Raw genomic sequence first — 24,357 nt, 5'->3', positions numbered from 1 at the left:
TGGGGTACGATGGATCTCGTGTCCACGACTCCCCTCGAGCGTAACGATGCCGTCGCGAAGCCCTCCGCCCCCGTCCCCTCGCTCGACGATCCGCTCGACGACCGGTCCAGGGAAGCAGCCGAGCCGGCCTCGACGTACGACGCCGCGCTGAGGGAGGCCGAGGAGCTCCGGCGGCGGCCGTATGTCTCGGCGGGCGTCGAGAACATCATCCGGCAGCACGGCAAAGGCCGGATGACGATCTGGGAGCGCATCCGGGTGCTCACGCCGGAGCCGCCGCGGGTCCTCTTCGAGAACTGGGGGCCGAACCTCGACGGCGCCTCGCTGGTCACGGCGATCCTGCGCATCGGCAGCCGCGACGTCGCGCTGTACGGCCACGATTTCACCGTCCGCGCCGGGTCGATGGACGCGACGAACGGCCGCAAGCTCGCGCGGCTGTTCCAGATGGCGGGCGAGCGGGGGATCCCGCTCATCGGCCTCAACGACAGCGCCGGCGCCTACGTCCCCGCGGGCGTCGGCGGGCTCGACGGTTATGCCGAGGCGTTCGCGGCGCTGCGCAAGATCAGCGGCGTGGTCCCGAGCATCATGTGCATGTTCGGGTTCAACGCGGGCGGCGGCTCCTACCTGCCGCGGCAGGGCAGCTTCGTCATCCAGCCTGGCGACACGTTCTTCGGCCTGACCGGGGCGGCGGTCGTCAAATCGGTCCTGGGCGAGGTGGTGTCGCCCGACGAGCTCGGCGGCCCGCGGGTCCACGGCGCCTCGGGCGTGGCCGATCTCACGGTGCCTGACGAGGTCGGCGCGCTCCGCACCACCGTCCGCCTGCTCGGCTACCTGCCGAGCAACAACCGCGAGAGCCCGCCGTTCCAGCGGACGAGCGATCCGCTCGACCGGGAGACGACCGAGATCGACACGCTGCTCCGCCGGGCGATCTCGTCGCCGACGGGCTACAACACGCCGCTCGATATCAGCATCATCATCCAGCGCATCTGCGATCACGGCGACTATTTCGAGGTGCAGCCGCTGCGCGCGCGCAACACGATCACGGCGTTCGGGCGGGTCGGCGGGCGCGTCGTCGGCTTCGTGGCGAACAACAGCGCTGTCGCGTCGGGGCAGATCGACGTGGCGGCGGCTTACAAGAACGCGCGGTTCATCCGCTTCTGCAACCTCTACAATATCCCGATCATCTTCATGGAGGACACCACCGGGTTCCTCCCTGGCAGGGAGCAGGAGGCGATGGGCATCGTGCAGGCCGGCCGGGCGATGCTCGACGCGATCATCGACGTGCGCACCCCGCGCATCTTGCTGCTCGTGCGCAACGCCTTCGGCGGCGCCTACGCCTCCTTCAACAACTACGCGACCGGCGCGGATGTCGTCCTGGCGCTCCCCACGACGCGCGTCGCGGTGATGGGGCCCGCCGGCAAGGAGTTCGTCTACAAGGACGAGCTCCGCAAGGCGCGCGCGCAGGCGAGCGCCAGGGAGAAGGCCGGCGTCAAGGAGCGGCTCGGCCGCGGCGCGGAGGAGGCGAGGGCGAAGGCGGAGGCCCGCGACGAGGCCGCGGCGTGGCTGAAGGCCAGAGAGGCCGAGCTCAACGCGCGGTACGAGCGCGAGCTCATGAACCCGCGCGAGGCGCTCAGCCTGGGATCGATATCGCGGCTCGTGATGCCGCGCGAGCTCCGCGCGGTGCTCGGCGAGAACCTGGAGTTCTTGCTCCGCCATTACCAGCCAGGGCCGTTCGTCGGCGTTCAGCGGGAGTTTCATTGATCATGGGTGCGTCCGAGGGCAAGCGCGGTTACGACCGCAATCCGATGGTGGTGCGGGACCGCAGGCTCGGCCGATCGAGCTCGGCGTGGGTGCGCTCCTTCGCCGCCGAGGACGTGCGGCCGCTGATCGTCGGCCGGGGCCCGATCCGGAAAGAGGCGATGGATGTCTTCGCCCAGATGGGGATCGAGCACCACGGGATCCTCCTCTCGGAGAAGGACTCGATCGTCTACACGCACGCGCTGGCGCCCGAGCTGCGCTGCCTCCACCCCGCGCGCGTGCACCGGGTCAAGGACTACACCGGCGCGACGAAGGACGAGCGCGTCACGCTGATGCACGAGATCGTCGCGATCGCCCGGGCGGGCGGCTACACGCACGTGTTCGCGGGGTACGGCTTCATGGCCGAAGACGAGGAGTTCGTGCGCACGCTCGAGGAGGCGGGGCTCGTCTTCATCGGCCCTCGCTCGTCGGTCCAGCGCGCCGCGGGGCTCAAGGACGAGGCCAAGCGCACGGCGCTCGCGAGCGCGGTCAGCGTGACGCCCGGCGTCGACGACGCGACCCGGCGGATCGTGCTCCGCAAGTGGCCCGATCACGCGGCGCTCCGCGCGGCCGCGGCCGAGCGCGGTCTGTCGATCGAGGGCGCGCGGCGCTCCGGGGAGGTCCCGCTCGCCGAGGCGGCCGACGCGCTGCTCTCGGCCGCGTACGCGCGGCGCGTGGATCTCTACACGACGGACGAGCTCTGCGCCGAGCTCGAGCGGGCCGCGGCCGAGCTCCTCGCCCGCCACCCGGGGCGGCGGATCCGGCTCAAGGCCATCGGCGGCGGCGGCGGCAAGGGGCAGCGGCTCCTCGCCGGCGTCGCGCCCGACGCGGCGGATCCCGCGGCCGCGGCCCGCGCGCGGGCGGCCGAGGTCCCCGCGCTGGCGCGGGAGGTCCTCGCGGAGGTGAAGGCCGGGGGCGTCGGCGACAACAAGAACATCCTGCTCGAGCTCAACGTCGAGGAGACCCGGCACAACGAGATCCAGCTCATCGGCAACGGCGCGTGGTGCGTGGCGCTGGGCGGGCGCGACTGCTCGCTGCAGATGCACGAGCAGAAGCTGCTCGAGGTGGCGATGACGCAGGAGGGGCTGAGCGAGGCGATCGGCCGGGCTCGCGCGGGCGGCGACGACCGCCGCGCGGCGTCGCTCGAGCGCGAGCTCGCCTCGCTGGCGCGGATGGAGGCCGAGGCGGAGCGGTTCGGGCTGGCGGTCGGGCTGAACTCGGCCTCGACGTTCGAGTGCATCGTCGAGGGCGATCACCACTACTTCATGGAGGTCAACACCCGGATCCAGGTCGAGCACCGGGTGTCGGAGCTCTGTTATGCGCTCCGCTTCGAGAACCCGGATGATCCAGCCGACGCGTTCGAGGTGACCTCGCTCATCGAGTGCATGGTGCTCCTCGCGCGCCACGGGGAGCGGCTCCCTCGGCCGATCCGCGTCCGCAGGGAGGCCTCCGCGGTGGAGGCGCGCCTCAACGCCACGAACGGCGCGCTGGAGCCGCACGCGGGCGGCGTGGTCGTCTTCTGGAGCGATCCGCACCCGCACGAGATCCGCGACGATCAGGGCATCTGCGTGAAGAACCCGGATACGGGGGTGTTCATGCATTACCGGCTCGCCGGCGCCTACGACAGCAACATCGCGCTGCTCGTGACCTATGGCGGCTCCCGCGAGGAGGCCTATTCGCGTCTCTGCGAGATCCTGCGCACGACCACCCTGCGCGGCAACGATCTGCACACGAACCTCCTGTTTCATTACGGGCTCGTGCACTGGTTCATCGCGCGGGACGTCTGGGCGAAGCCGACGACGCGCTTCGTGGTCCCGTACCTCACGCAGGTCGGCCTGCTCTCGGTGGAGCTCGGGGGCCTCGATCTCGACGCGATGTGGGCCGAGCTCGGCGCCCGCCACGAGCGGCGGCTCGCGGCGCAGGCCGGGGCCGCCGACGGGGCGGGGGTGGCGCTCAAGAAGATCTTCGCGCTCAAGGACACGCTGGTGCGCCGTCCCGTGGAGAGGATCTGCGCGGAGCCGCACCTCCTGTCCGCGTGGCTGAGCCGGAACATGGGGTCATTCGAGATCCGGTCGGGGCGGGTGCGCTGGCTCAAGAACCCGGTCGAGGTGCTCGCGGACACCTACTGGCTGCTCCACATGGAGCCGCAGCCGCACGCCCCCGCGGTCCACGTGATCTGGGATCACGACCAGGCGCTCCTCTCGCGCGCGCTCGGGTTCTACGGGCGCCTCCGCGAGCGGATGAGCCTCGCGGGCAGCGCGCCGTCGTGGCCCGCGCTGCGAGAGGTCCTGTCCCGGGACAGCGCGCCTCCCGGCCACGACGACGAGCTCTGGCGGCGGGTGCGCGGCGCCCACCTGGGCTTCCAGGCGGGGCTCGAGCTGCTCGACGCGCTGGTCCTCGCGGGGGAGGCCGCGCGCTTCTTCGAGCTCGGGGTGCGGGAGGACGGCACGGTCGCCATCCCCGAGCGCCTGCTCGATCGCGAGCTGTCGGCCCGGATGCGCAAGGTCCTCGCGCCGCCGCCCGCCATGCGGGCAAACGAGATCGTCGCCGTCACCGGCGGCATGTTCTACGCGCAGGAGGCGCCGGACCGGCCCCCCTTCGTGACGAAGGGCAGCCACTTCGACGCGGGCGATCCGCTCTACGTGCTCGAGGTCATGAAGATGTTCAACAAGGTGCTCGCGCCGTTCTCCGGCACCATCGAGGAGGTGCTCATCGACGGCGGCGAGGGGACCATCGTGCAGAAGGGACAGCCGCTCTTCCGGGTGAGGCCGGACGAGGCGCTCGTGGAGGAGGACGCCGCGGAGCGCAAGCGCCGCCGCCGCGAGCAGACCCTGCGGTACGTCGACGCCATCTTCGACGCAGCGGGGCCCTGAGGGAGCGCGCGGCCGGGGGCGGCGCTGCGTCCGGACGCGGCGCCGGCGCCGGTCAACGCGCTCCAGGCCTCGGCCCCGCGGTGGGGGGTCAGCGGCCGGCCGGGTCCTGCCGGTAGAAGGCCTTCAGTTGATCGTAGAGCTCCGGGTGCTTCGCCCTGAGCTTCCGTGGCTTCTCGAAGAACGCCTCGGTGACGACCGCGAAGAACTCGGCCGGGTTCGTCGCGCCATAGGGATCGATGACCGTGCGCTTGAGGCTCGCCTCGTCGCGCAGGAGGCGCTCGTACTCGCGGCCGAGGATGCGCGCCCACGCCGCGTACATCGAGCGCTCGGGCAGCTCGGGCGCGCCGTCGGCGGGGCCGTCCTCCTGGTCGAGCTGATGAGCGAACTCGTGGAGCACGAGGTTGTGCCCGTCGCTCACGTCCGCCGCGCCCGCGAGGACGCCGTCCCACGCGAGCACGACCGCGCCGCGCGACCACGACTCCCCGAGCCGCGCGCGGTCCCCCTCGACGACGATGCCGCCCTCCCGGACCTCCCGGCCGCGGGCCACGTAGGTACTCGGGTAGACGAGGATGACCTCGAGCTCTGGGTAGTAATCGGTCTCGCGGTGCAGGAGCAGGAGGCACGCCTGCGCCGCCACCGTGACCCGGATCTCGTCGGTGATCTCGAGGCCGCCGCACCCCTCGAACGGCTTCTCGGCCAGAAAGACCTGGATATGTCCGAGCAGCTCCTCCTGGTCCTCGGCCGGAAGGCGGCCGAAGCAGGGCACGTTCCGGTCGAGGATCGCGCGCCACGCGGCCGGAAACGGCGCGCGGCGGACCGCGGCGCGCCGACGCCTCCTGAGAAAAGCGAGCATCGGCGCCCATCTTACCCGCGATCGACTCCGCGGATCGGCCATCGTCAGCGAATCAGGCCCTTGATCCGAGCGTGGAGGGGTGCAACAACCTGGTCGTACATATCCGGCGTGACTGTCGCCATGCGAAGCGACCTCGGCCGGAGCGACAGCGGGAAAGGAGCTTAGGATGAAGGGTCGACTCGTAGGGTACACGGCGATCGCCTCGGCGATCCTGGCCATGACCGCGATGGCCGCGTGCGGCGATGACGAGGGCGGCGCGGGCGCGCCGTCGTCGAGCTCCGGCGGTTCGGGCGGCGGCGCGGGCGCGCCGTCGTCCAGCTCCAGCGGTTCGGGCGGCGAGGGGGGAGCGATCGCGACGCCGAGCGGGGCCACGGCCGACTTCGCGCTGCTCGAGACCACCGATCTCCACACCAACATCCTCGGATTCGATTACTTCAAGCTGGTCGCGGATCCATCCATCGGCCTCGAGCGCACCGCGACGCTCATCCATCAAGCGCGCGCCGAGCTCCCGAACAGCCTCCTGGTCGACAACGGCGATACCATCCAGGGCACGGTGCTCGCCGACCATCAGGCGCTCGTCGATCCGGTCGCGTGCGGCGAGACGCTGGCCATCTACAAGGCCATGAACCACCTCGGGTTCGACGTCGGCGGGATCGGCAATCACGAGTTCAACTACGGCCTCGACTTCCTCTCGCAGGTGACCCACACGCCGTTCGACGTCGAGGGGCACGATCTCGCGGGCTCGGCCGCCTGCATGGGCCCGGAGTTCCCGCAGGTGAGCTCCAACGTCTTCAGCCTGAGCACCGAAGAGACGCTCTTCCCGCCGTCGGTCCTCGTGTCGAAGGCGATCACGGCGACGGCGCCGGGCGGCGGCACCGTGGAGAGCGAGCTCAAGGTCGGCTTCATCCACATCACCCCGCCGGCGATCCTGACCTGGGACAAGAAATGGCTCGACGGCAAGGTCTTCACGAAGGGGGTGAAGGAGGTCGCGGCCCCGCTGGTCGCCGATCTCCGCGCCAGGGGGGCCGAGCTCGTCGTCGGCATCATCCATGGTGGGCTCGACGACGCGCCGTACACGCCGACCCTCGAGAACCAGGCGTGGCACCTCGCCCACGTGCCCGGCATCGACGCGGTGCTCATGGGCCACTCGCACCAGATCTTCCCCAACCCGAGCAGCACGGTGTCCCAGTTCAGCCTGCCGGAGGTCGACAAGGACGCGGGCACTGTCGCCGGCGTCCCCGCGGTCATGCCGGGCTTCTGGGGCCAGCACCTCGGCGTCATCAAGATGGGGTTGCTCCACGACGGCGAGCGCTGGACGGTCGACAAGGCGAAGACCGTGGTCGAGGCGCGGCCGATCGCGACGACCTGCCAGGACGGGCTGCCGCAGGCGTGCGACGCCATGGAGCGCTGGCGCACGGGGGCGCCGTGCGCGTTCGCGACGCTGTGCGCCGAGCAGCCGGACAAGGCGAAGGTCTTCGTCGAGGCCGACCCCGCCATTGCGCCGCTCCTCGAGGCCGAGCACCAGGCGGCGATCGATTACGTCAAGACGCCCATCGGCACGAGCGATTTCGAGATGTCGACGGCGTTCGCCGACGTGGGCGACGTCAGCGCGATCCAGATCGTCAACCAGGCCCAGGCGGACTACGTCGCCCGCTACATCGAGCAGAACCTGCCGCAGTTCGCGGCGCTCCCCGTGCTCTCGGTGAGCGCGCCGTTCAAGTCCGGCTTCCAGGGCGGCAACGATTACACCGGCGTGCCGGCGGGGAGCATCGCGATCAACAACGCGGCGGACCTCTATCTCTACGCGAACACGCTCCAGGCGGTGAAGGTGACCGGCGCCGACATCCTCGACTGGCTGGAGAGGGCCGCGACGCGCTTCAACCAGATCGACCCGAGCGCGACGGACCCGCAGCCGCTCATCAACGTCGGGATGCCCGGCTACAACTTCGATATGTTCACGGACCGGCGGATCTCGTACGAGATCGACGTGACGCAGCCGCTCCCGCCCATGGGGATGAAGGCCAGCGGCCGGATCAAGAACCTCCTGTGGAACGGGGAGCCCATGGATCCGGCCGCCGAGTTCATCGTGGCGACGAACAACTACCGCGCGAGCGGCGGCGGCGGCTTCCCTGGGCTCGACGGCTCGAAGACGATCTTCGCCGCGCCGGACACGAACCGCGACGTGCTCATCGCGTACATCAAGGAGATCGGGAGCCTCACGCGGGCCGAGAACGGCTCCGACAGGAGCTGGCGCTTCGCCGAGGTCTCGACCGCTGGCCCCGTGACGTTCACCTCGGCGCAGGGGGCGCTCCCCAAGGCGGAAGCCGCGGGGCTGAACAACATCTCGCTGCTCGCGCAGGACGACGGCAGCGGCAAGATGCTCTCGGTCTACGCCATCGATCTGAGCATGCCTTCGTCGATGTAGTCGTCCTTTCGGGAGATCCCTGATCCGGAGGCGCGGTCCGATCGACGGCTGCACAGCGGTGCACGGCGCTGCTATGGAGGTGCGCACCGGACGGAGGTGCGTAGCGATGGTGACGATCTACGGGTGCAAGGGGTGCGGCTCGACGGTGATCGAGGCGGTCTGCAAGCTGCTCGGCGAGGAAACCAAATTCATCGAGGTGGCGCCCTGGGAGTCCGGGCCTGCCGTCGAGTCGTTGAGGGCGCTGAACCCGCTGCTCCAGGTGCCGACGGTCGTGCTCGATGACGGCACGGTCATGACCGAGACCGTGGCGATCCTCCTCTGGCTGCTGGAGCGTCACCCGGACACGGATCTCGCCCCGCGCCCCGGCGACCCGAAGCGCGCCGCATTCCTTCGACAGCTCGTCTTTTTCCCCTCGGCGATCTATCCCATGTACACGGTGGGCGATTTCCCCGAGCGGTGGGTGAAGGGCAAGGCGGCGCAGGACGAGCTCAAGGAGGCCACCGTGCAGCGCACGCTGAAGTGCTGGAGCGGGATCGAGGCGAGCTTCGGGCCAGGTCCCTTCTTCCTCGGAGAGCGGATGAGCGTGCTCGATGTCTATGCCGCCATGCTCTCGCGCTGGCGCCCGGGCCGGGATCGCCTCCGCGAGGTGGCGCCGCGCGCCGTCGCCGCGGCCGAGCGCGCCGAGGCCCATCCGGGCGTCGCCCCGGTGATCGCGCGCAACTTCGGCGGCTGACGGCCACGGGCCTCACGGCCCCGCCCTGGGCTCCTTGCAGCAGCGAAACCCGATCTCATAGAACCGGAACATCGGACCGTGCGAGTCGTTGGTGCCGCGGCACCCCGCCCACGGCTTGGACCAGTAGCCGCCCTTCAGCGACGACGGATGGGGCCACTCGGGCCGCGACGTCGACACCCACTCTTCCACGTTGCCGACGAGATCGACAACGCCGTACGGGCTCACGCACGCCGGGTACGAGCCCGACGGCTCGCCCTGCCAGAGCCGCTGCGTCTCGGCGGCGCGCACGGCCGGGTCGTTCGACGCGAGCCGCCGCTCGCTGATCCCCCGGTACGGCTTGCTCACGTTGCAGGCGGCCGGGTCCTGCGCGTACCCGTAGGGGAAGGGGAGCGCGGACGGCCCCTCGCACGCGAGCTCCCACTCGAACTCGGTGCAGAGGCGCTTGCCGGCGGCGGCGCACTCGCGCTCGGCCTCCACGTAGCGGAGCATCACGACGGGCAGCGCGCCCGCGCGGTTCGGCCACTCGTGGCGGTCCATGCACGTGCGCACCGGCGTGAAGCGCGGCTCGGCCGCGAACAGCCCGGGGAAGAAGCTGTAGCAATGGCCGCCACGGTAGCTCGTGCAGATCCGCTGCACGTTCTCGTGGTGCGTGCCCTCGACGAGCACCATGTCGGGCGGGCAAGGCGCCGCGGCCCCCGGCCGGGGCGGCGCGTCGGCCTGGGCGAGCAGCGGGGCGAGAAGGAGATCGAGGAGCACGCGGCCGCTCTCTATCGCAAAGCCGCGCGGCGCACGAGGGGCTGCGCGCGTCGCCGTCGCGCCGGAGCGCGCACCTGGGGTAGTCTCGCGGCATGAAAAGAACGTGGTTCGGGACGCGCCTTGCCGCGCTCGCCGCCCTGGCCTGGGGGAGCGCCTGCGGCGGCCACGTCGTCGTCGACGGGACGCCCGACGGGTCGGGAGGCGCGGGCGCGGCGAGCACCAGCGCGAGCTGGGCGAACGCCTCGGCCTCGGCGAGCACCAGCGGCGCGGGCGGCGGCGACCTGGCGACGACCTGCCTGTCCTACTGCCAGCTCGTCGCGGCGACGTGCCCGCGGGACCTGGGCGAGTGCAGCGCGTTCTGCGGGACGCTGCTGTCCCAGGCGCCGGAGTGCCACGAGCTCCTCGTACCGGTCTTCGAGTGCGCGAGGACCACGGTGGAGCAGTGCGACTTCCCCGCGCGCGAGTGCTCGGTGCTCGTGTCCGCGTACGAGAAGTGCGTCTTCGGCGCCGACTGATCGGACACCGAGCGCGCCGGCGGCGCCGGGGGCCCTGCGTCCGCGCGGGCGCGGCGGCCCGCGTCGAGCCGCCGCCTCGCCGCGTTCATCACGCGCTCGCGCCGCGCTCGCGCCGGAGCGCCCACCTGGGGTAGTCTCGCATCCCATGGAGACTTCGCGGCTCGGGACGCGCCTTGCTGCGCTCGCCGCCCTGGCCTGGGGGAGCGCCTGCGGTGGTAACGTCGTCGTCGACGGGATGCCCGACGGCTCGGGAGGCGCCGGCGCGACAGGCACCAGCGGGGTCGGCGTCGGCGTGACGAGCGCCAGCGCGATCAGCGTCGGTGTGACCAGCACCAGCGCGGGCTGGCCCAGCACCTCGTCCGTGACGAGCTCGTCCACCGGGGTGGGCGGGGGCGACGTCTGGTCCCTCTGCATGAGCTATTGCGAGCTCCTCCAGGAGAGCTGCGGGCCTGTGTCGCCGGACGGCTGCCGCGGCGAGTGCGACCGGCAGCTCGCCGAAGCGCCCGAGTGCAACGACCTGCTCGTTCCGGTCTTCGAGTGCGCGATGCCCAGCGCGAGCCGGTGCGACCTCATCCCGGCCGCATGCCAGCCGGACCTGCGGCGGTATGGCATGTGCGCGTCCGGTTCTGGGGCCGGATCCGACTGCGAGCCGTTCGTGTGCTCCGGCGGCGGCGACAGGACCTGTCATTGCAAGGGCTCGTGCCCGGGCGTGGACTTCGCTGCCGAGTGCCGCCCCTTCATGCCCACAGGCTTCGTCTGCTCCTGCTTCATCAACGGCACGGAGGTGGCCGTCTGCGAGGACGTCGGCCCGGCGTGCGATCTCGCCGAAGGCTGTTGCGGGCCGATCTTCGAAGAGCTCCGCTGAGGGGCGCGCGGCGTTTGCCCTGCGCGCGCCACGCGAGCTCCTCGGGTCAGAGATCCTGCCAGGGCGTTGCCTCGCGAGGGGAGAGAGAGCTCACCTCGCGCCGCGCTCGCGCCGGAGCGCGCACCTGGGGTAGTCTCGCGTCCCATGGAGAACTCGCGGCTCGGGACGCGCCTTGCTGCGCTCGCCGCCCTGGCCTGGGGGAGCGCCTGCGGTGGTAACGTCGTCGTCGACGGGATGCCCGACGGTTCGGGAGGCGCCGGCGCGACAGGCACCAGCGGGGTCGGCGTCGGCGTGACGAGCGCCAGCGCGATCAGCGTCGGGGTGACCAGCACCAGCGCGGGCTGGTCCAGCACCTCGTCGGTGACGAGCTCGTCCACCGGGGTTGGCGGCGGCGACGCCCGGTCGATGTGCGCGGACTATTGCGAGCTCCTCCAGAGGCGCTGCGGGTTCGCGTCGGACGGCTGCGGAGCCGCCTGCGATGACCTGCTCAACATGGCGCCCGCATGCAACGACCTGTTCGTGCCGTACCTCGAGTGCGCGATCGACGACGTGGAGGAGTGCAGCTTCTTCCCGACCAAGTGCGAGAGGCACCTGGGCCCATATTCGACGTGCGCGGTCGGCGCGGACTGCGAGCCGCTCGCGTGCGCCGGCGGCGGCGACAGGGCCTGCCATTGCAAGGGCTCTTGCCCGGGCGTGAGCTTCGCTGCCGAGTGCCGCCCCGGCGAGACCAACGGGGTCGTCTGCTCCTGCTTCGTCGATGGCATGAAGGTGCTCGTCTGCGAGGACGCCGGCCCGGCGTGCGGCCTCGCCAAGGGCTGTTGCGGGCCGATCTTCGACGAGCTCCGCTGAGGGGCGCGAGCGGCGTTCGCCATGGACGACGAGCAGGGGAGCGGGCAGGGCGGGGCGCTCGCCGACGCGGTCGCCGGCTGGGTGGGCGCGCGGATCGACGCGGCGCACGCGAACCCCGCGACGGGGCTCGTCGCGCTCGCTGTGTACGCCGGGGCGCGGCGCGTGCTCGGCGCCGGCATCGGGCCGCGCGTGGCCGGGGCAGGGGTCCTGCCGCGGGTGCCGCGGCTCCGCGCCGGCGCCTCGCACCCGCTGGTCGCCGCGATGCGGGCGCACCTCGTCGGCCGCAGCGTGCTGGCCATCGAGGTGCGGCGCGACGGGATCGCCGTGGTCGCGGGCGAACCGCTGCCGGGGGAAAAAGGTGGTGGGGATGAAATGGAGGCCGAGGCGGCGGGCGGGCCGGGGGCTCGTTCGGGGGACGCGCCGGGGCCTCGGCCGGAGGACGCGCCGGGGCCTCGGCCGGAGCTCGCGCCGGGGGCCCGCCTGGAGCTCGCGCCTGGGCGCCGCGGCGAGGCGCGGCTGCTCGACGCCGCCGGCGGCCTGATCCTCCGCTGGCCCCCGCAGGGGAGCGACCCGCCGGCGGAGATCGCCTACCCGGCGGATCCGTTCGCCGCCGGCGCGGCGCTGGTCGAGGCGAGCGACGCCGCGGCCGCCGCGCAGGAGAAGGCGGCGCTCGCGCGCGCGGTGAAGGCGCGGCGCGCGGCGCTCGAGCGCCGGGCCGAGGCGGTGCGCGGCGATCTCGGGCGGCTGGGGAGCGTCGCGCGCCTCCAGAAGACGGGGCAGCTCCTGCTCGCGCAGGGCGCGCGGGTGCCGCGGGGCGCCGCCAGGGCGCTGCTCGACGACTGGGAGACGGGCGGCACGATCGAGGTCGCGCTCGACCCGGCGCGCCCCGCGAAGGCGCAGGCCGAGGCCTTCTTCGCGAAGGCGCGGCGCTACCAGCGCGGCGAGGCGGTGATGCGCGCGCGCCTCGCCGAGACCGAGCGCGCCCTCGAGGCGGTCGCCGCGCTCGAGGCGGACGTCGCGGCGGCGGAGGCGCGGCCCGAGGCGCTGGAGCCGCTCGCGCAGCGCGCGCGCTCCCTCGGCGTCTCGCGCGCGGAGCTCGCCGGGGTGGGCGTCGTGGGCGGCGCCGCCGAGCCGGGCGCGTCCGGCGCCCGCGGCGCCCGCGGCGCCCGGGGCGCCCGGGCGGGGCGGGCTGCCGCGCGGCTGCCGTTTCACGCGTACCGGAGCGCGTCCGGCGCCGCGATCCTCGTCGGCCGGGGCGCCGAGGACAACGACGCGCTGACGACGAAGCACGCGCGGCCGCACGACCTCTGGCTGCACGCGAAGGGCGTCACGGGGTCGCACGTCATCGTGCCGCTCCCGAAGGGCGCGAGCTGCCCCGCCGACGTGCTCGTGGACGCGGCGACGCTGGCGGCGCACTTCAGCGACGCGCGCGGCGAGGCGGTGTGCGAGGTGAGCTACGTCCAGCGCCGCCACGTGCGCAAGCCGCGCGGCTCGGCCCCCGGCGCGGTGACGTACGACCGGGAGAAGGTCATCGCCGTCCGCATCGAGGCAGAGCGCCTGTCGCGGCTGCTCGCGACGAAGGAAGAGGGCTGACGCCGCCCTCAGGCGGCGAACGCCGCCCGGACCTGGTCGTTCAGGTGGGCGAGCCGGCGCGCCGGGAGCTCTGCCGCGCGGGCGAGCGACTCGATGACCGCGCGCTCCGCGTCGGAGACCCCCTCGCTCGCGTGGGCCACGGCCAGCGCGACGATGATGCCCTCCTCCACCGCGTCGCAGTCCATGAGGATCTCCGCGAGCAGGCGCACCCGGGGCTCGACGCCCGCCGCGGCGATCACCTTCAGGCTCGCCTCGATGAGGTAGCGGACGAGCTCCGCGTTGAGCTGGGTGCCGAGCATCGGCTCGATGAGCTGCCGCAGGGCGTCGATTTCCTCGGCGTCCACGGTGCCGTCGGCGTTCGCCACGAGCGCGCCGAGGTCGACGATCGGGGTCGGGTTGTACTCGTTCAGATCGAAACGAGCGCGGAGCAGGCCGGCGGCCTGCTCGACCAGCGCGGGGGGCTTCATGCGGCCTCCGGTCCGGCGATTCGCCTCATGACTTGCCACCTCTCGGCGCGCGGCGCCGCACCGTCTCGGCCTCGGGGAGGCCGAGGCAGAGCTGCGCTCGGAGCGCGCGCAGCCCCGCGAGCACCTCGGCCGACGCCGACTCGGCCTCGGCCTTCTCGATGGCCGCGTCGAGCGTCGCGAGCCTGCCTGTCTGGAGCGCCTTGAGCGAGTAGGTCATCTGCACGAACGTGTCGAACAGGTCGCCGAGCTCATCGCCCTTGCGCAGCCCTTCCCCGATGGTGAGCCGCGTCGTGCCGACCTGGCGGCACAGGCGCTTCATCTGGTGGACCGGCCCCACGATGCGCTGGGTGATGAAGATCCCGAGCACGCCGAGGACGACGAGGAGGAACGCGCCGCCGCCGATGAGGATGTTGAGCAGGCGCTGGCGCAGCCCCTCGACCTCGGAGCGCCGCTTCGCGACCTCGGCGAGGTTGCGCTCGTGCTCGCGGTTGGTCTTCTCGAGCTCCTCGTCGAGCGTGCTGCCGAGCTCGGATCCCTCGCCCCCGAGCGCGGCGGTGCTCATCTTCAGGATCTTCGCGCTGTTGGCGGCTTCCTTGAGCGCGAGCTCCGCCTGGGTGGCCGCGTACTGCGCCTGTTCGTTCGCGACGCTCGCGGTCTGCCAGACGATGATGCCGAGCACCACCATCACCGCGAGCACCACCGAGACCAGGAGCCCCGTGTACTTGAGCTGGAATCGCGGGTTCAGGAGCAGCTTGCGGCGGGCAGCCGGGCGGGCCGTGGCGCGATCGTGGGCAGGAGAGGTCATGAGGGCTCGTCAGAGGACATGCGACATTGCCGCATGTCCAAGATAGACCAGGAGCGGGCCGCGCCAGTGCGACCCCCCACGAAACGCACTGCGGTCTCCGTGGTACCGCATTCCGTGCGCCGGTCGCAAGGCCCAATCCGCGGGCGGGAGCTCGCGACGCGGTTCGCGGCCTGTGAGGGCCATGAGGTCGCGGCGCTGGTTCTCCGGGGTCGGCGCGGCGCCGCCGTGGCGGCGAGGCGTGATGGGCGGCGAGCGACGAGCGCGACAGCGGGCTCGGGGTGGCGTTCTTTCCGGCGCCCGAGGCGCTGCCGCTCTACCAACGCCTTCGGTCACTGGAGGCAACCGCAAGCGAGCGAGCCTTCGCGCACCGAAAAGCCGTCGGCGTCGGCGTCGTCGGTCCAGAAGAGCGGCTTGACGCCGCCGCTGCACTCCGCGTCCGGCGCGAGCGCGATGCCTTCGTTGTTGGAGTCCGGCAGCCCGCTGGGGTGCGTGAAGCGCCGCTCCAGCACGAAGCGCCCGAGCGCGTCGTCGATACCGAACACGGCGGATTGGTTGTCGCACGTGTCGTCGCAGTGAGCCCACAAGCTCCCGGTGTCACGGTCGAACTCGAGTCCCATCACGCCCGCGAGCGGCGTCAAGATGCTGGCGACCAGGGTGGCCGCGCCGCTCTCGTGATTCAGCGCGAGAGCGTACACCTTGCCGGTCTCTTCCACGCCCACCAGAAACAGGCCGGCGCCGTGCTCGCCGTAGTCGCTCGGGACGTAAGCTCGGGCCTTGCTCTCGTCGAAGAAGTGGTGCGCCGTGAGCAAGCTGTCAGGCGCCCAGGTGACCGCTTCCAGACCCGCGTTCGCGTCGACCTCGGGCAAGAGGGCGGTGAGGTTCCACTCGTGAGTCGCGGTCAGCGTCGCTCCGCCGGCCGTCACGTCGTAGCGCAACACGGACAGCCGGCTCACGGACGGATCGTCCGTGTCGCGCTCGGCGCACACGTAGACGCCCGCGGCGCTCGTGGCGGCGAGCGTCACTCCCTCCGCGTCGGGCGTGCCCCTGCCGTTCGGGTAACGTAGCCGTTTGCCGGAGGCCCAGTCATTGGACGTGTCCGGCGCGTAGCTCCCTCCGCTCTTCAACAATCGAAACAGCTTGGCGGAGAGGTTGTTGGTCGCCCACAGCGCTCCGGGGGCCTCGTAGGTCAGCCCGCTCAGATCGCTCTCGAACGCGTCCTCGCTGTCGAGCGTGCGTACCTCGGTTCCGCCGGGCCACGGCAATAGCTGCGTCGAGCCCGCCGGGCACGCGCCGGCACCGCCCGCCGCCGCGCTCGCTCCGCCGGCTCCGGCGCCGTCGGCTCCGCCAGCGTCCGCGGCGCCGGCCACGCCGGTCGAGCCCGCGACGGCCGCAGCGCCGCCGCTCGCTCCCGCAGCGCCTGTTTGTGCTGCGCTCCCGCTCGAGCCTCCTGCCGCGGACGAGGCGCCGACCGCCGACCTACCGCCTGCTCCGCCCGACGGCGCTGGCAGAGGCGGCTCGCCAGAGCCGCTGTCGCACGCAGCCACCCATGCCATCGCGACGACGGCCGCGTAACACCGGAGGTTCATCGCGCTCGCTGCGCTTTCTCGTGATCGCTCGGGTACACGTCGAGCGCCAGCGTGCCGCGCTGCGCCGCCGCTTCGGCCAGCCACACGCTGCGCTTCCCGGATGGATCCAAGAAGACCATGGGGCGAGCGTATCCCGGTGAAGTACCACGGTTCAACGGACGCCGCCGAGCGCATGGAAATGATCGCCGGAAGCTGCGCCGTGCGGCTCGACGGGCAGAGCAGCTTCGAGGCATTCGCCGCGGGACGCGGCGTTCAGGCGCAGGGATCGGGCACGAATGCGCGCGAGGCGTAGTCGAAATGGGCGAAGTCGGCGGGGTGCTGCGTGCCAGCGAGATCCTGGCAGGCCATGCCCACGAACGCGCCGGTGAAGTTGGGCAGGCCCGGCATCGTCGCCTCGTCGGAGAGGATGCTCGCGTCGAACGGCTCGGGGAGCCACACGAGCGGCCCTTGCCCGACGCGATAGCCGAAGTAGAGGCGCTCGTAGTCGACCTCGACCCGCAGCTCGACGGGCTGGCCAGGCGCGATCGGCACCGGCGGCGTGAAGGCGTCGAACACGAGCTGATCGGGGCGCCGGGACATCACGCGCAGGTGTTTGCCGTGCATGTCGTCGTGCGAGATGTACAGGTAGTGGAACTTGGAGCTGTTGTAATAGGCCACGAGCCCCGCCATCTGCTGGAAGTGCTCCGGCTCGAACTCGACGACGGTCGAGGCGCTGTAGCAGAGCGACTCCTGGCGCCGCGCCACGAGCGCTTGCCGGAACCAGCTACCGATCGTCTCCCGCCCGAACAGGCGCAGGTAGCCGGGGCGCTGGCTCAAGCTGAAGAGCTCCTCCGGGTACGGTGAGCGCAGCCACTGGAACGCGAGCGGCAGCTCCTTGCCGTCGAAGCGCTCGCGCGCCGGGGGGCGCTCGAACCCGTGCGGCGCGAGCTCCGGCGCGAGCACGTCCACCTCCGGCAGCCCGCTGCCATCGAAGGTGCGCAGCCAGCCGTCGTCGCACCAGCGCATGCGAGCGATCGCCGTCTCGCGGCCCAGGGTGCAGCGGCCTCGGTTGTGCAGCGGCCGCCCGCACAGGTACACCATGTAGACGTCTCCGCCCGGCGTCTCGACGAGGTCGGCGTGGCCCGCGCGCTGCAGCTGGAGATCGGGCCGCAGGCGCGAGGAGAGAATGTACTTCTCGGGGTGCAGCTCGTAGGGGCCGGTGATCTGCTTCGAGCGCGCCATCGTGACGGCATGGTTCCAGGCCGTGCCGCCCTCGGCCGTGATCAAGTAGTAATAGCCGTCGCGCTTGTAGAGGTGGGGCGCCTCGGTGAGCCCGAGGCTCGTGCCCTGGAAGACGTTGCGGCGCTTGCCGATCAGCTTGCCTTCGCGCTCGGAGTACTCCTGCAGCACGATGCCGGCGAAGGGGTTGGCGAGCGGGCGGTGGTCCCACAGCATGTTGACCAGGTACTTTCGACCATCGTCATCGTGAAACAGCGAGGGATCGAAGCCGCTGCTGTTCAGATAGACCGGGTCTGACCAGGGGCCGTCGATGCGCGGGCTCGTCACGACATAATTGTGCGTGTCGCGCAGCGACGCGCTGCCGTCCCGCAGGGAGCGCCCGTAGCGCTTCACGTCCGTGTACACGAGGTAGAAGCGGCCGCCGTGGTAGCTCAGGCACGGCGCCCAGACGCCGCACGAGTCCGCGTCGCCCAGCATGTCGAGCTGGCTCGCGCGCGTCAGCGGGCGGGTCACGAGCCGCCAGTTCACCAGGTCCCGCGAGTGGTGGATCTGCACGCCGGGGAACCACTCGAACGTGGACGTCGCCACGTAGTAGTCCTCGCCGACACGGACGATGGAAGGGTCGGGGTTGAACCCCGGCAGGATGGGATTATGAATGATCCGGTTCTGGCTCATGGGGCGAGAGTCTTAGCACTGCTGCGGGGAGTCGCCCCTCATCGGCAGAAAAACCGCTATGGCGCCAGGGCCGCCAAGGGCAGAGAGGAATGCCAACTCCGCCCTCACAGGTCGAACAACGTCCCCTGTCGGCTCGGCCGCCGGAACGTCGACTCGCCCTCTCCCTCGCGCACCTCGCCGCTTCCGCGCGACACGTTGAGGCCGAGCCGCTGGCAGTGGACCTCGAAGAGCCGCTGGATCGCCGCCCAGCGCGGGCCTGCGCCCTGGAAGCGCGCCCCGAAGGCGGCCTCGTTCATCTTGCCGCCGCGCATCTCCTGGATGCCGCGGCGGACCTTGCCGGCGCGGTCCGGGAAGGCCTCCTCGAGGCGCTCGTCGAAGACGGGGAGCACCTCGCGCGGCAGGCGCAGCGGCATCATGAAGGCGGTCTGCGCGCCGGCGTCCCGGGCGCGCTCGAGGAGCTCGGGGACGTCGCTGTCGTTCAGGCCGGGGATCATGGGCGACAGGGAGATGCCCGTCGGCACGCCCGCGTCCGAGAGGGCGCGCATCGCCTCGAAGCGGAGCGACGAGCGGCTCGCATAGGGCTCCATCTTGCGGGCGACCGCGTCGTCGGCGAAGGGGATGCTGAGGTGGACGCGGGCGCGGGCGCGCCGCGCGAGCTCGCCGAGCAGGGCCACGTCGCGCCGCACGAGCGCGCCCTTCGTGATGAGCCCGACGGGGTTCCGGAAGGCGAGGCAGACCTCGAGGCAGCGGCGGGTGAGCTCGTAGCTCGCCTCGAGGGGCTGGTAGCAATCGACGTTGCCGGAGAACACGATCGTGTCGCCCTGCCAGCCCTTGTGGGAGAGCTCCTTCTCGAGCAGCTCGGGCGCGTTCGCCTTGACGACGATCTTGCGGTCGAAGTCCGTCCCGGCGCCCCACCCGAGGTACTGGTGCGAGGGGCGCGCATAGCAGTAGGCGCAGGCGTGGATGCAGCCCCGGTACGGGTTGACGCTGAACCGGAAGGGCAGGTCGGGGCTGTCGTTCGAGGTGATGATGGAGCGGGCCTGCTCCTCGAAGACCTGCAGCGTCGCCGGGGGCGCCTCTTCGAGGTACTCGACCTGCGTCGACGACCACGGGTTCGGAGGGTTGTTCACGGGGCGCGGCATGGTGCGGGCGGCGCCGGGCGAGGGGCCGGTCGCCGCGAGCGGAGTGTAGCGCTTCCTCGGCGGGGTGGGAGCATTTGTTCAGGTGAGCCCGGTGAGCGCCGGCGTGGCGGGCTGAGCGGAGGCGGAGGGCGCGGCGGGGGAGGGGGGAGCGGATTGACAGGGCAGGGGGGCCCTGCTCGCATGGGCGCCTCCACGAGCGTTGAGAGGGACAAGATGGCCAATCCGACACAGCCCGGGTTCGATCTCCGCAGCACCTACCTGCACCTCGCGGACGGGGGCGACGCGTTGCCCATCGAGGTGAGGCCGACGTTCTGGCAAGAGCTGATGTCCGGCGACTCCAGCGCCGAGGACGTCCGGCGGGTCGCGGACGCGGGCGGCTGGCTGGTGACGACGTTTCACCTCGCCGAGGACATGCAGCAATGGGAGATGCACCCGGCCGGGGACGAGATCCTGTACCTCCTGTCGGGTGCGAGCGACATCGTGCTGCAAGAGCAGGGCAGCGAGCGGGTCGTCGCGCTGCGCGCGGGCACGGCGTGCAAGGTCCCGCAGGGCGCGTGGCACCGATTCATCGTCCGGGAGCCGGGGGATCTCCTGGCGATCACGTACGGCAAGGGGACGCAGCACCGGCCGCTGTAGCGGGGCCGCGGCGAGGTTGCCGTCGGGCGTTCAGGTGGAGGCGCCTGGTTGCGTCATACGGGTCATACGGGAAGAGATTGAACCACAGAGGCACAGAGGGCACAGAGGGAGAGAGAGAAGAATCATGCGTCGTTGACGACGCGCTTGATGCCGAGGCGCAGCGCAGGGACATTGAACGTGACGAGCAGGCCATGCCGGAGCTTCATTGCCTTCAGGTAGGAGAGAAGCTGCGCCACATGGATGGGAGCGAGGTGCTCTACCGCCTTGAGCTCGACGATCAGGCGAGCGTCCACGAGCACGTCCACTCGCCCCTCTCCAACGAATCGTCCCTTGTAGTTCACTCCAACCACAACCTGCCGTCTGAACGGAATTCGTCGGAGTGACAGCTCCACGCCGAGCGCTTCCTCGTAAACCGACTCGAGGAACCCGGGGCCGAGCACGCGATGTTCCTCGATCGCGGCCCCGATCACCTGACGAGTAAGCCCTGTCAGCTCGGCATCCAGCTCATTCTCATCTTCCTCTGTGCCCTCTGTGCCTCTGTGGTTCATCTCTCTCTTATCGATGGCGGCAGAAGCTCAGTTGTGTCGCTTGGCGACAGTGAAGCCCAGCCCGCGACACGCGGCCGTGATCGACAGGATGAGCCCGACGCCTCCGTTCCAGCGTCCCAAGGTCGAGACGCGCCAGCGCTCACCGAAGCGTCCGCGCCGCCCTCAGCCCCGCCCCGCGTACCGGCGGTGGTCGACCATCAGGCAGCGGCTCTGCACGACCAGGATGCCGGCCTCGACCAGCCGCTCGGCCACCGGGTCGTTCTGGATGCCGCTCTGCAGCCACACGGCGCGCGGCCGGGCGGCGAGCAGGTCGTCGAGGTGCCCGGTGACGTCCTGGCTGCGTCGGAAGACATCGACGATGTCGATGGGGCCCGGGACGTCCGCCACGCGGCGGTAGACCTGCTGGCCGAGGATGGTCTTCACGTCGGGGTAGTAGACAGGGACCGGGATCACCTCCACGCCCGCGCTCTTCAGGTAGCTCGGGACGTAGAAGGCGGGCTGATCCGCCTGCGCCTCGGTCTTGATGCCGAGCACGGCGACGCGCCGCGCCGAGCGGACCAGCTCCGCCACCCGGGCCTCGTCGTGGCTGATGTCGCGAATGTCGTTCATGCGGCGAGTGTACGCCCGCCGAGCCGGCGCGGCACCCCGCACGGCCGGGGGCGGGGGGGGGGCCCTGAACCGTCGGGCCGGCGCCCTGCTCCGTCCTCAGTACTTGTACACGTCGGCGAAGATCGAGCGGCGCATGAGGCTGTTCGTCGTCGTCTCGCGCACCCACGCGGCGATCCCGGTCCCGTTCGGGCCAAAGGCCACCGCCGGCTCCGCGTGCTCGGCAGCGTTGTCGTCCTCCAGCGCGTGGGCCTCCGTCCATCCCAGCGCGGGCGACAGCTCGCTGGCGAAGATCGACGGGAGGGCGGCCGATTTCTGCGCCCACACGGCGAGCCCGCGCCCCGCCCCATCCACGGCGACCTCGGGACCTCCCACGCTATTCTCGTCGGTCGAGAGCTTGTCGGCCGGCCGGAAATTCGCCCCCGAGAAGCGCCGCGCCCAGATCGCGCAGGCGGGACCGCACTGCCGGAACACCACGACCCCTTCACCCTCCTCATTCATCGCGACGGAGTAGTCGCTCGCGCTTTCGCCCGCGGTGTCCACGCCGGTTGCGCCGGTCCACGCGCCCCCTGAATAGGAATTGGCGATGACGTGCGACTCCGATCCGGTCGAGCCGCGCTGGAGGAATACAACCATCGCGTTCCCGTTGCCGTCCATCACGACGCGTGGGCTCAAGTGGTCGAGCGTGTCGTCCGTCTCCAGCGGCTTCGAGTCTCCCATGATGCCGTTGTGGGTCGTCAGATCGTAGGTGACCACGTTGCCCAGCACGTTGAGACGCTCGCCATCCGACTGGTGCCACGCTGCCACCGCGCGCAGCGTCGTGCCCACGGTCGAGACGCCGACAGCCGTGCCGCTGGCGCTGGTGGTGCTCCCCGACACCTTCACCGGTGTTCGCCAGCCCTGCCCGTTCTCGTAGATGGCCATGTATCCCTCATGCGACGAGTTGTCGTTCGTGCGCACGTCGATCCCCACGACGGCATGGCCAGCGGGGGTCATCGCGACCGTCATCGATTGTTGCACGAGCCCCGCCGTGCCCTCGGCGACCGTCTCGACCGGGCTCCACCCGGCGGGCCATCCGAGCGATGCGGTGAACCGCCTGGCGAACACGGCGCCGCCCACCAGGTGCGAGTACCAGACGACCATCCCGTTGCCCTCTGCGTCGACGGCAACCGTGGCGTTCACGCCGCCCGAGGTCGCGTCGTTGAGCTGCAGCAGCGGGTCCCAGCTGTCGCTCTCCTTGACATAGCGGCGTGCCCAGACGGTGCTCTGATCATAGAACACGAGCAGCGCGTCGCCGCTGGCCGATACCGCGACTTGCGGGAAGAAATTCGAGACCTCATTGGCGAGGTCGTCATGACCGACGCGCTCGAACGTGTCCCAGGAGGGTGAGGTGGCTTCGCCTCCGGCACCGGCGTCGCCTGCCCCGTTCCCGCCAGTCGCGCCGCCACCTCCGCTGCCCGCAGGACCGCTACCTGTGCCGCTGCCCGCAGGGCCGCCACCGTGGCCCGCGGCGCCGTCCACCCCACCGGAGCTCGACGACGACTCGAAATCTCGCACCTTCGTTCCGCAGGCCGCGACGAGGACGAGCCCCAGAATCAAAGCCAGCTTGCGCCTGGCGCCCGATCCTCCGTCGTGTCCGAAATGTTCGCGCATCATGCGAGAGGATGAGATTGGAACACCTGGGAGATGTCAATCCCCAGCAGGTGTACCTGTCCCGGCTCGACGAAGCACATTCATGCGCTCCGCCATGTCTTGACTTGTGCTCCGGGGCGATCCGCGACGGAGCCAGACGATGCGCACCACGCGAACCACCCGCAGCTGCCCTGCGACGCGGGTCGCTCGCTGTCGCGATTGCGCCTGAACACGCCTGTTCCTGTGCATGACAGGCGGTGATTGCGATCTCGCACACCGAGCGTGCGTCGTGCCCGAACGCTCCCTCCCGCGAGGCGTCGCGTCGTTGCACGACGCGCAGGGCAGGCTCCGGGGTGCGCAGGGCGAGCTCCAGGGGGCGATGGCGCCCTGCCCGCCATGGCGCGCAGGCGCTCATCGGCGCGAGCTCCCCGGTCTCCGCTTGTGGCAGACTCGTTGCGTGAACCTCGAACGGCTGCCCGCGCTCTGGGCCGACCTCGTCCGCTCCCCCGCCTCGCTGCCCGTGGCGCTGGGGATGTCGCTCGCCGTCCTCGCGCTCGGGCTCCTCGCCTACCGCCTGCTCTTCGCGTTGCTCGCGCGCATCGCGGACGCCACGCAGACGTCGCTCGACGACCTCCTGATCCGCCGCATGCGGCTCCCGGCGCGCCTGCTCGTCGCGCTGCTCTCGATGCACACGTTCATCACCCTGCGCGGGGGCGACCTGCCCACGCTCCACAAGGGCGTGCTCCTCATGGAGCTCGCGCTCGCGTCGTACCTGGGCATCGAGGTCGCCGAGACCCTGGTCATCGACTTCTGGCTCGCCGAGCGCCAGAAGGTGCAGATCCCGGCGCTGGTCCGGCACCTCTTGCTCGCGATCCTCTACCTGGTCGCCGGCCTCTCGATCGTCGGCGCGGTCACCGGGGTCGACCTCGTGCCGCTGCTCGCGACGTCGACCGTCATCACGGTGGTCCTCGGCCTCGCGCTCCAGGACACCCTGGGCAACCTCTTCGCCGGGCTCGCCCTGCACTCGGAGCGGTCGTTCGGCGTGGGCGACTGGATCCTCGTCGACGGCGTCGAGGGGCAGGTGGTCTACGTCGGGTGGCGCTCGACGCGCCTCAGGACGTTCTCCGGCGACGTGGTCATCCTGCCGAACTCGGTCATCGCCAAGGCGCGCGTGCAGAACTTCTGCGCGCCGGACCGCAGGTGCGCGCGCAACATCGAGATGCTCGTCGCGCTCGGCGCCGCCCCCGAGGCCGTCGAGCGCGCCGCCCGGAGCGCCTGCGCGCAGGTGCCGGACGTCCTCGAGGAGCCCGCGCCGAGGCTCTGGCTCGCGGCGGTCACGCCGCTCTTCCAGCGCTACGTCATCAAGTTCTGGATCGGCGACTTCGAGCGCCACGATCTGATCGAGTCCGAGGTCATGAAGGCGTTCTTCCGCGCCTGCCGCGAGGAGGGCATCGCGCTCAGCCCCGGCTCCGCGCAGCCGGGCCTCGCCGTCGAGCTGCACCCCGGCGCCCCCCCGACCATGGCCCCGCTGGTGCTGCCGGCGGTCGTCGCGCCGCCTGCCGCGCCGTCGCCGGCCGCCGCCATGGCGCCGGTGCTCGTCGCCGTGCCAGCCGCCGCGCCGCCGCCGGCGCCCGCCGCGCCCCCGGCGGCGGCCCAGGCGCCGGCGCCGCCGCTCCCCCCGCGCTGAGCCTCATCCCCGGCGTGCGACATGCGTTGCCACCGGTCGAGCCCGCGTGTTCAGGCGCGGCCTGACACGGCCTGACACGGCCTGACAAGGCCTGATTTG

General features: G+C 71.4%; 22 protein-coding genes. 11 read left to right on the top strand and 11 right to left on the bottom strand.

Features of this window, described 5'->3' with window-relative positions:
• Positions 1-18: 18 nt before the first annotated feature.
• Together WME96_RS28820 and WME96_RS28815 are read left to right on the top strand one after the other, a co-directional pair.
• A complete protein-coding gene (locus WME96_RS28820) occupies positions 19-1,758 on the top strand; it encodes an acyl-CoA carboxylase subunit beta (protein ID WP_437284799.1) in 1,740 nt (579 codons plus the stop codon).
• Positions 1,759-1,760: 2 nt separating this feature from the next.
• Positions 1,761-4,667 (top strand): biotin/lipoyl-containing protein, encoded by a 2,907-nt coding sequence (locus WME96_RS28815; protein ID WP_437284798.1) that lies wholly within the window; start codon positions 1,761-1,763, stop codon positions 4,665-4,667.
• Positions 4,668-4,755: 88 nt separating this feature from the next.
• Here WME96_RS28815 and WME96_RS28810 read toward each other — a convergent pair whose 3' ends face one another.
• Positions 4,756-5,520, bottom strand: a complete 765-nt coding sequence (locus WME96_RS28810; RefSeq protein WP_437284797.1) for a zinc-dependent peptidase — start codon at positions 5,518-5,520, stop codon at positions 4,756-4,758.
• A gap of 166 nt (positions 5,521-5,686) precedes the next feature.
• On the opposite strand from WME96_RS28810, the gene WME96_RS28805 reads away from it, so the two are divergent.
• Positions 5,687-7,945, top strand: a complete 2,259-nt coding sequence (locus WME96_RS28805) for a 5'-nucleotidase C-terminal domain-containing protein (RefSeq protein WP_437284796.1) — start codon at positions 5,687-5,689, stop codon at positions 7,943-7,945.
• Positions 7,946-8,051: 106 nt separating this feature from the next.
• Positions 8,052-8,678: a glutathione S-transferase family protein gene (locus WME96_RS28800; RefSeq protein WP_437284795.1), complete on the top strand. Its 627-nt coding sequence runs from the start codon at positions 8,052-8,054 to the stop codon at positions 8,676-8,678.
• A gap of 12 nt (positions 8,679-8,690) precedes the next feature.
• Here the strand turns inward: WME96_RS28800 and WME96_RS28795 are convergent, their stop codons facing one another.
• Positions 8,691-9,434 (bottom strand): formylglycine-generating enzyme family protein, encoded by a 744-nt coding sequence (locus tag WME96_RS28795; protein ID WP_437284794.1) that lies wholly within the window; start codon positions 9,432-9,434, stop codon positions 8,691-8,693.
• Positions 9,435-9,526: 92 nt separating this feature from the next.
• Here WME96_RS28795 and WME96_RS28790 point away from each other — a divergent pair, with 92 nt between their 5' ends.
• The 4 genes from WME96_RS28790 to WME96_RS28775 all read left to right on the top strand — a co-directional run bounded on the left by WME96_RS28790 (position 9,527) and on the right by WME96_RS28775 (position 13,256).
• The gene (locus WME96_RS28790) at positions 9,527-9,949 is read left to right on the top strand and encodes a hypothetical protein (protein ID WP_437284793.1); all 423 of its coding nucleotides are present in this window, start codon (positions 9,527-9,529) and stop codon (positions 9,947-9,949) included.
• A 145-nt stretch (positions 9,950-10,094) separates the two neighbouring features.
• The gene (locus WME96_RS28785) at positions 10,095-10,814 is read left to right on the top strand and encodes a hypothetical protein (protein WP_437284792.1); all 720 of its coding nucleotides are present in this window, start codon (positions 10,095-10,097) and stop codon (positions 10,812-10,814) included.
• Between the two features lie 144 nt (positions 10,815-10,958).
• Positions 10,959-11,663: a hypothetical protein gene (locus WME96_RS28780; RefSeq protein ID WP_437284791.1), complete on the top strand. Its 705-nt coding sequence runs from the start codon at positions 10,959-10,961 to the stop codon at positions 11,661-11,663.
• 21 nt (positions 11,664-11,684) lie between these two features.
• Entirely contained in the window at positions 11,685-13,256 is a 1,572-nt protein-coding gene (locus tag WME96_RS28775; protein WP_437284790.1) for an NFACT RNA binding domain-containing protein, read from the top strand.
• 8 nt (positions 13,257-13,264) lie between these two features.
• Here the strand turns inward: WME96_RS28775 and WME96_RS28770 are convergent, their stop codons facing one another.
• The 4 genes from WME96_RS28770 to WME96_RS28755 all read right to left on the bottom strand — a co-directional run bounded on the left by WME96_RS28770 (position 13,265) and on the right by WME96_RS28755 (position 16,233).
• Positions 13,265-13,723, bottom strand: a complete 459-nt coding sequence (locus tag WME96_RS28770; RefSeq protein ID WP_061613874.1) for a tellurite resistance TerB family protein — start codon at positions 13,721-13,723, stop codon at positions 13,265-13,267.
• 25 nt (positions 13,724-13,748) lie between these two features.
• Complete coding sequence (locus tag WME96_RS28765; protein ID WP_433927276.1) at positions 13,749-14,528, bottom strand: HAMP domain-containing protein; 780 nt, start codon at positions 14,526-14,528, stop codon at positions 13,749-13,751.
• A 329-nt stretch (positions 14,529-14,857) separates the two neighbouring features.
• Positions 14,858-15,895, bottom strand: a complete 1,038-nt coding sequence (locus tag WME96_RS28760; protein ID WP_437284789.1) for a hypothetical protein — start codon at positions 15,893-15,895, stop codon at positions 14,858-14,860.
• A 215-nt stretch (positions 15,896-16,110) separates the two neighbouring features.
• Positions 16,111-16,233 (bottom strand): hypothetical protein, encoded by a 123-nt coding sequence (locus tag WME96_RS28755; protein ID WP_437292443.1) that lies wholly within the window; start codon positions 16,231-16,233, stop codon positions 16,111-16,113.
• Here WME96_RS28755 and WME96_RS28750 point away from each other — a divergent pair.
• Positions 16,215-16,406 (top strand): pyrimidine/purine nucleoside phosphorylase, encoded by a 192-nt coding sequence (locus WME96_RS28750; protein WP_437284788.1) that lies wholly within the window; start codon positions 16,215-16,217, stop codon positions 16,404-16,406. The genes WME96_RS28755 and WME96_RS28750 overlap by 19 nt on opposite strands.
• On the opposite strand, the gene WME96_RS28745 is transcribed toward WME96_RS28750, so the two are convergent.
• Both WME96_RS28745 and WME96_RS28740 read right to left on the bottom strand, forming a co-directional pair.
• Positions 16,367-18,007, bottom strand: coding sequence for a glycoside hydrolase family 43 protein (locus WME96_RS28745; protein ID WP_437284787.1), 1,641 nt, complete (start codon positions 18,005-18,007; stop codon positions 16,367-16,369). The genes WME96_RS28750 and WME96_RS28745 overlap by 40 nt on opposite strands.
• A 104-nt stretch (positions 18,008-18,111) precedes the next feature.
• On the bottom strand, positions 18,112-19,149 hold the full coding sequence (locus tag WME96_RS28740) for a PA0069 family radical SAM protein (RefSeq protein ID WP_437284786.1): 1,038 nt from the start codon (positions 19,147-19,149) through the stop codon (positions 18,112-18,114).
• Positions 19,150-19,362: 213 nt separating this feature from the next.
• Here WME96_RS28740 and WME96_RS28735 point away from each other — a divergent pair, with 213 nt between their 5' ends.
• Positions 19,363-19,785: a cupin domain-containing protein gene (locus tag WME96_RS28735; protein ID WP_437284785.1), complete on the top strand. Its 423-nt coding sequence runs from the start codon at positions 19,363-19,365 to the stop codon at positions 19,783-19,785.
• A gap of 122 nt (positions 19,786-19,907) precedes the next feature.
• Here WME96_RS28735 and WME96_RS28730 read toward each other — a convergent pair whose 3' ends face one another.
• The 3 genes from WME96_RS28730 to WME96_RS28720 all read right to left on the bottom strand — a co-directional run bounded on the left by WME96_RS28730 (position 19,908) and on the right by WME96_RS28720 (position 22,595).
• On the bottom strand, positions 19,908-20,333 hold the full coding sequence (locus tag WME96_RS28730; RefSeq protein ID WP_437284784.1) for a GxxExxY protein: 426 nt from the start codon (positions 20,331-20,333) through the stop codon (positions 19,908-19,910).
• A 162-nt stretch (positions 20,334-20,495) separates the two neighbouring features.
• A complete protein-coding gene (locus tag WME96_RS28725) occupies positions 20,496-20,942 on the bottom strand; it encodes a CoA-binding protein (RefSeq protein ID WP_437284783.1) in 447 nt (148 codons plus the stop codon).
• Between the two features lie 96 nt (positions 20,943-21,038).
• Entirely contained in the window at positions 21,039-22,595 is a 1,557-nt protein-coding gene (locus WME96_RS28720; protein ID WP_437284782.1) for a hypothetical protein, read from the bottom strand.
• A gap of 433 nt (positions 22,596-23,028) precedes the next feature.
• Here WME96_RS28720 and WME96_RS28715 point away from each other — a divergent pair, with 433 nt between their 5' ends.
• Entirely contained in the window at positions 23,029-24,258 is a 1,230-nt protein-coding gene (locus WME96_RS28715) for a mechanosensitive ion channel family protein (protein WP_437284781.1), read from the top strand.
• Positions 24,259-24,357 lie beyond the last annotated feature (99 nt).

Origin of the sequence: Sorangium sp. So ce406 (assembly GCF_051474675.1) — a bacterium.
Classification (GTDB): Bacteria; Myxococcota_A; Polyangia; order Polyangiales; family Polyangiaceae; genus Sorangium; species Sorangium cellulosum_G.
This window is presented reverse-complemented; position numbering and strand designations above follow the sequence as displayed.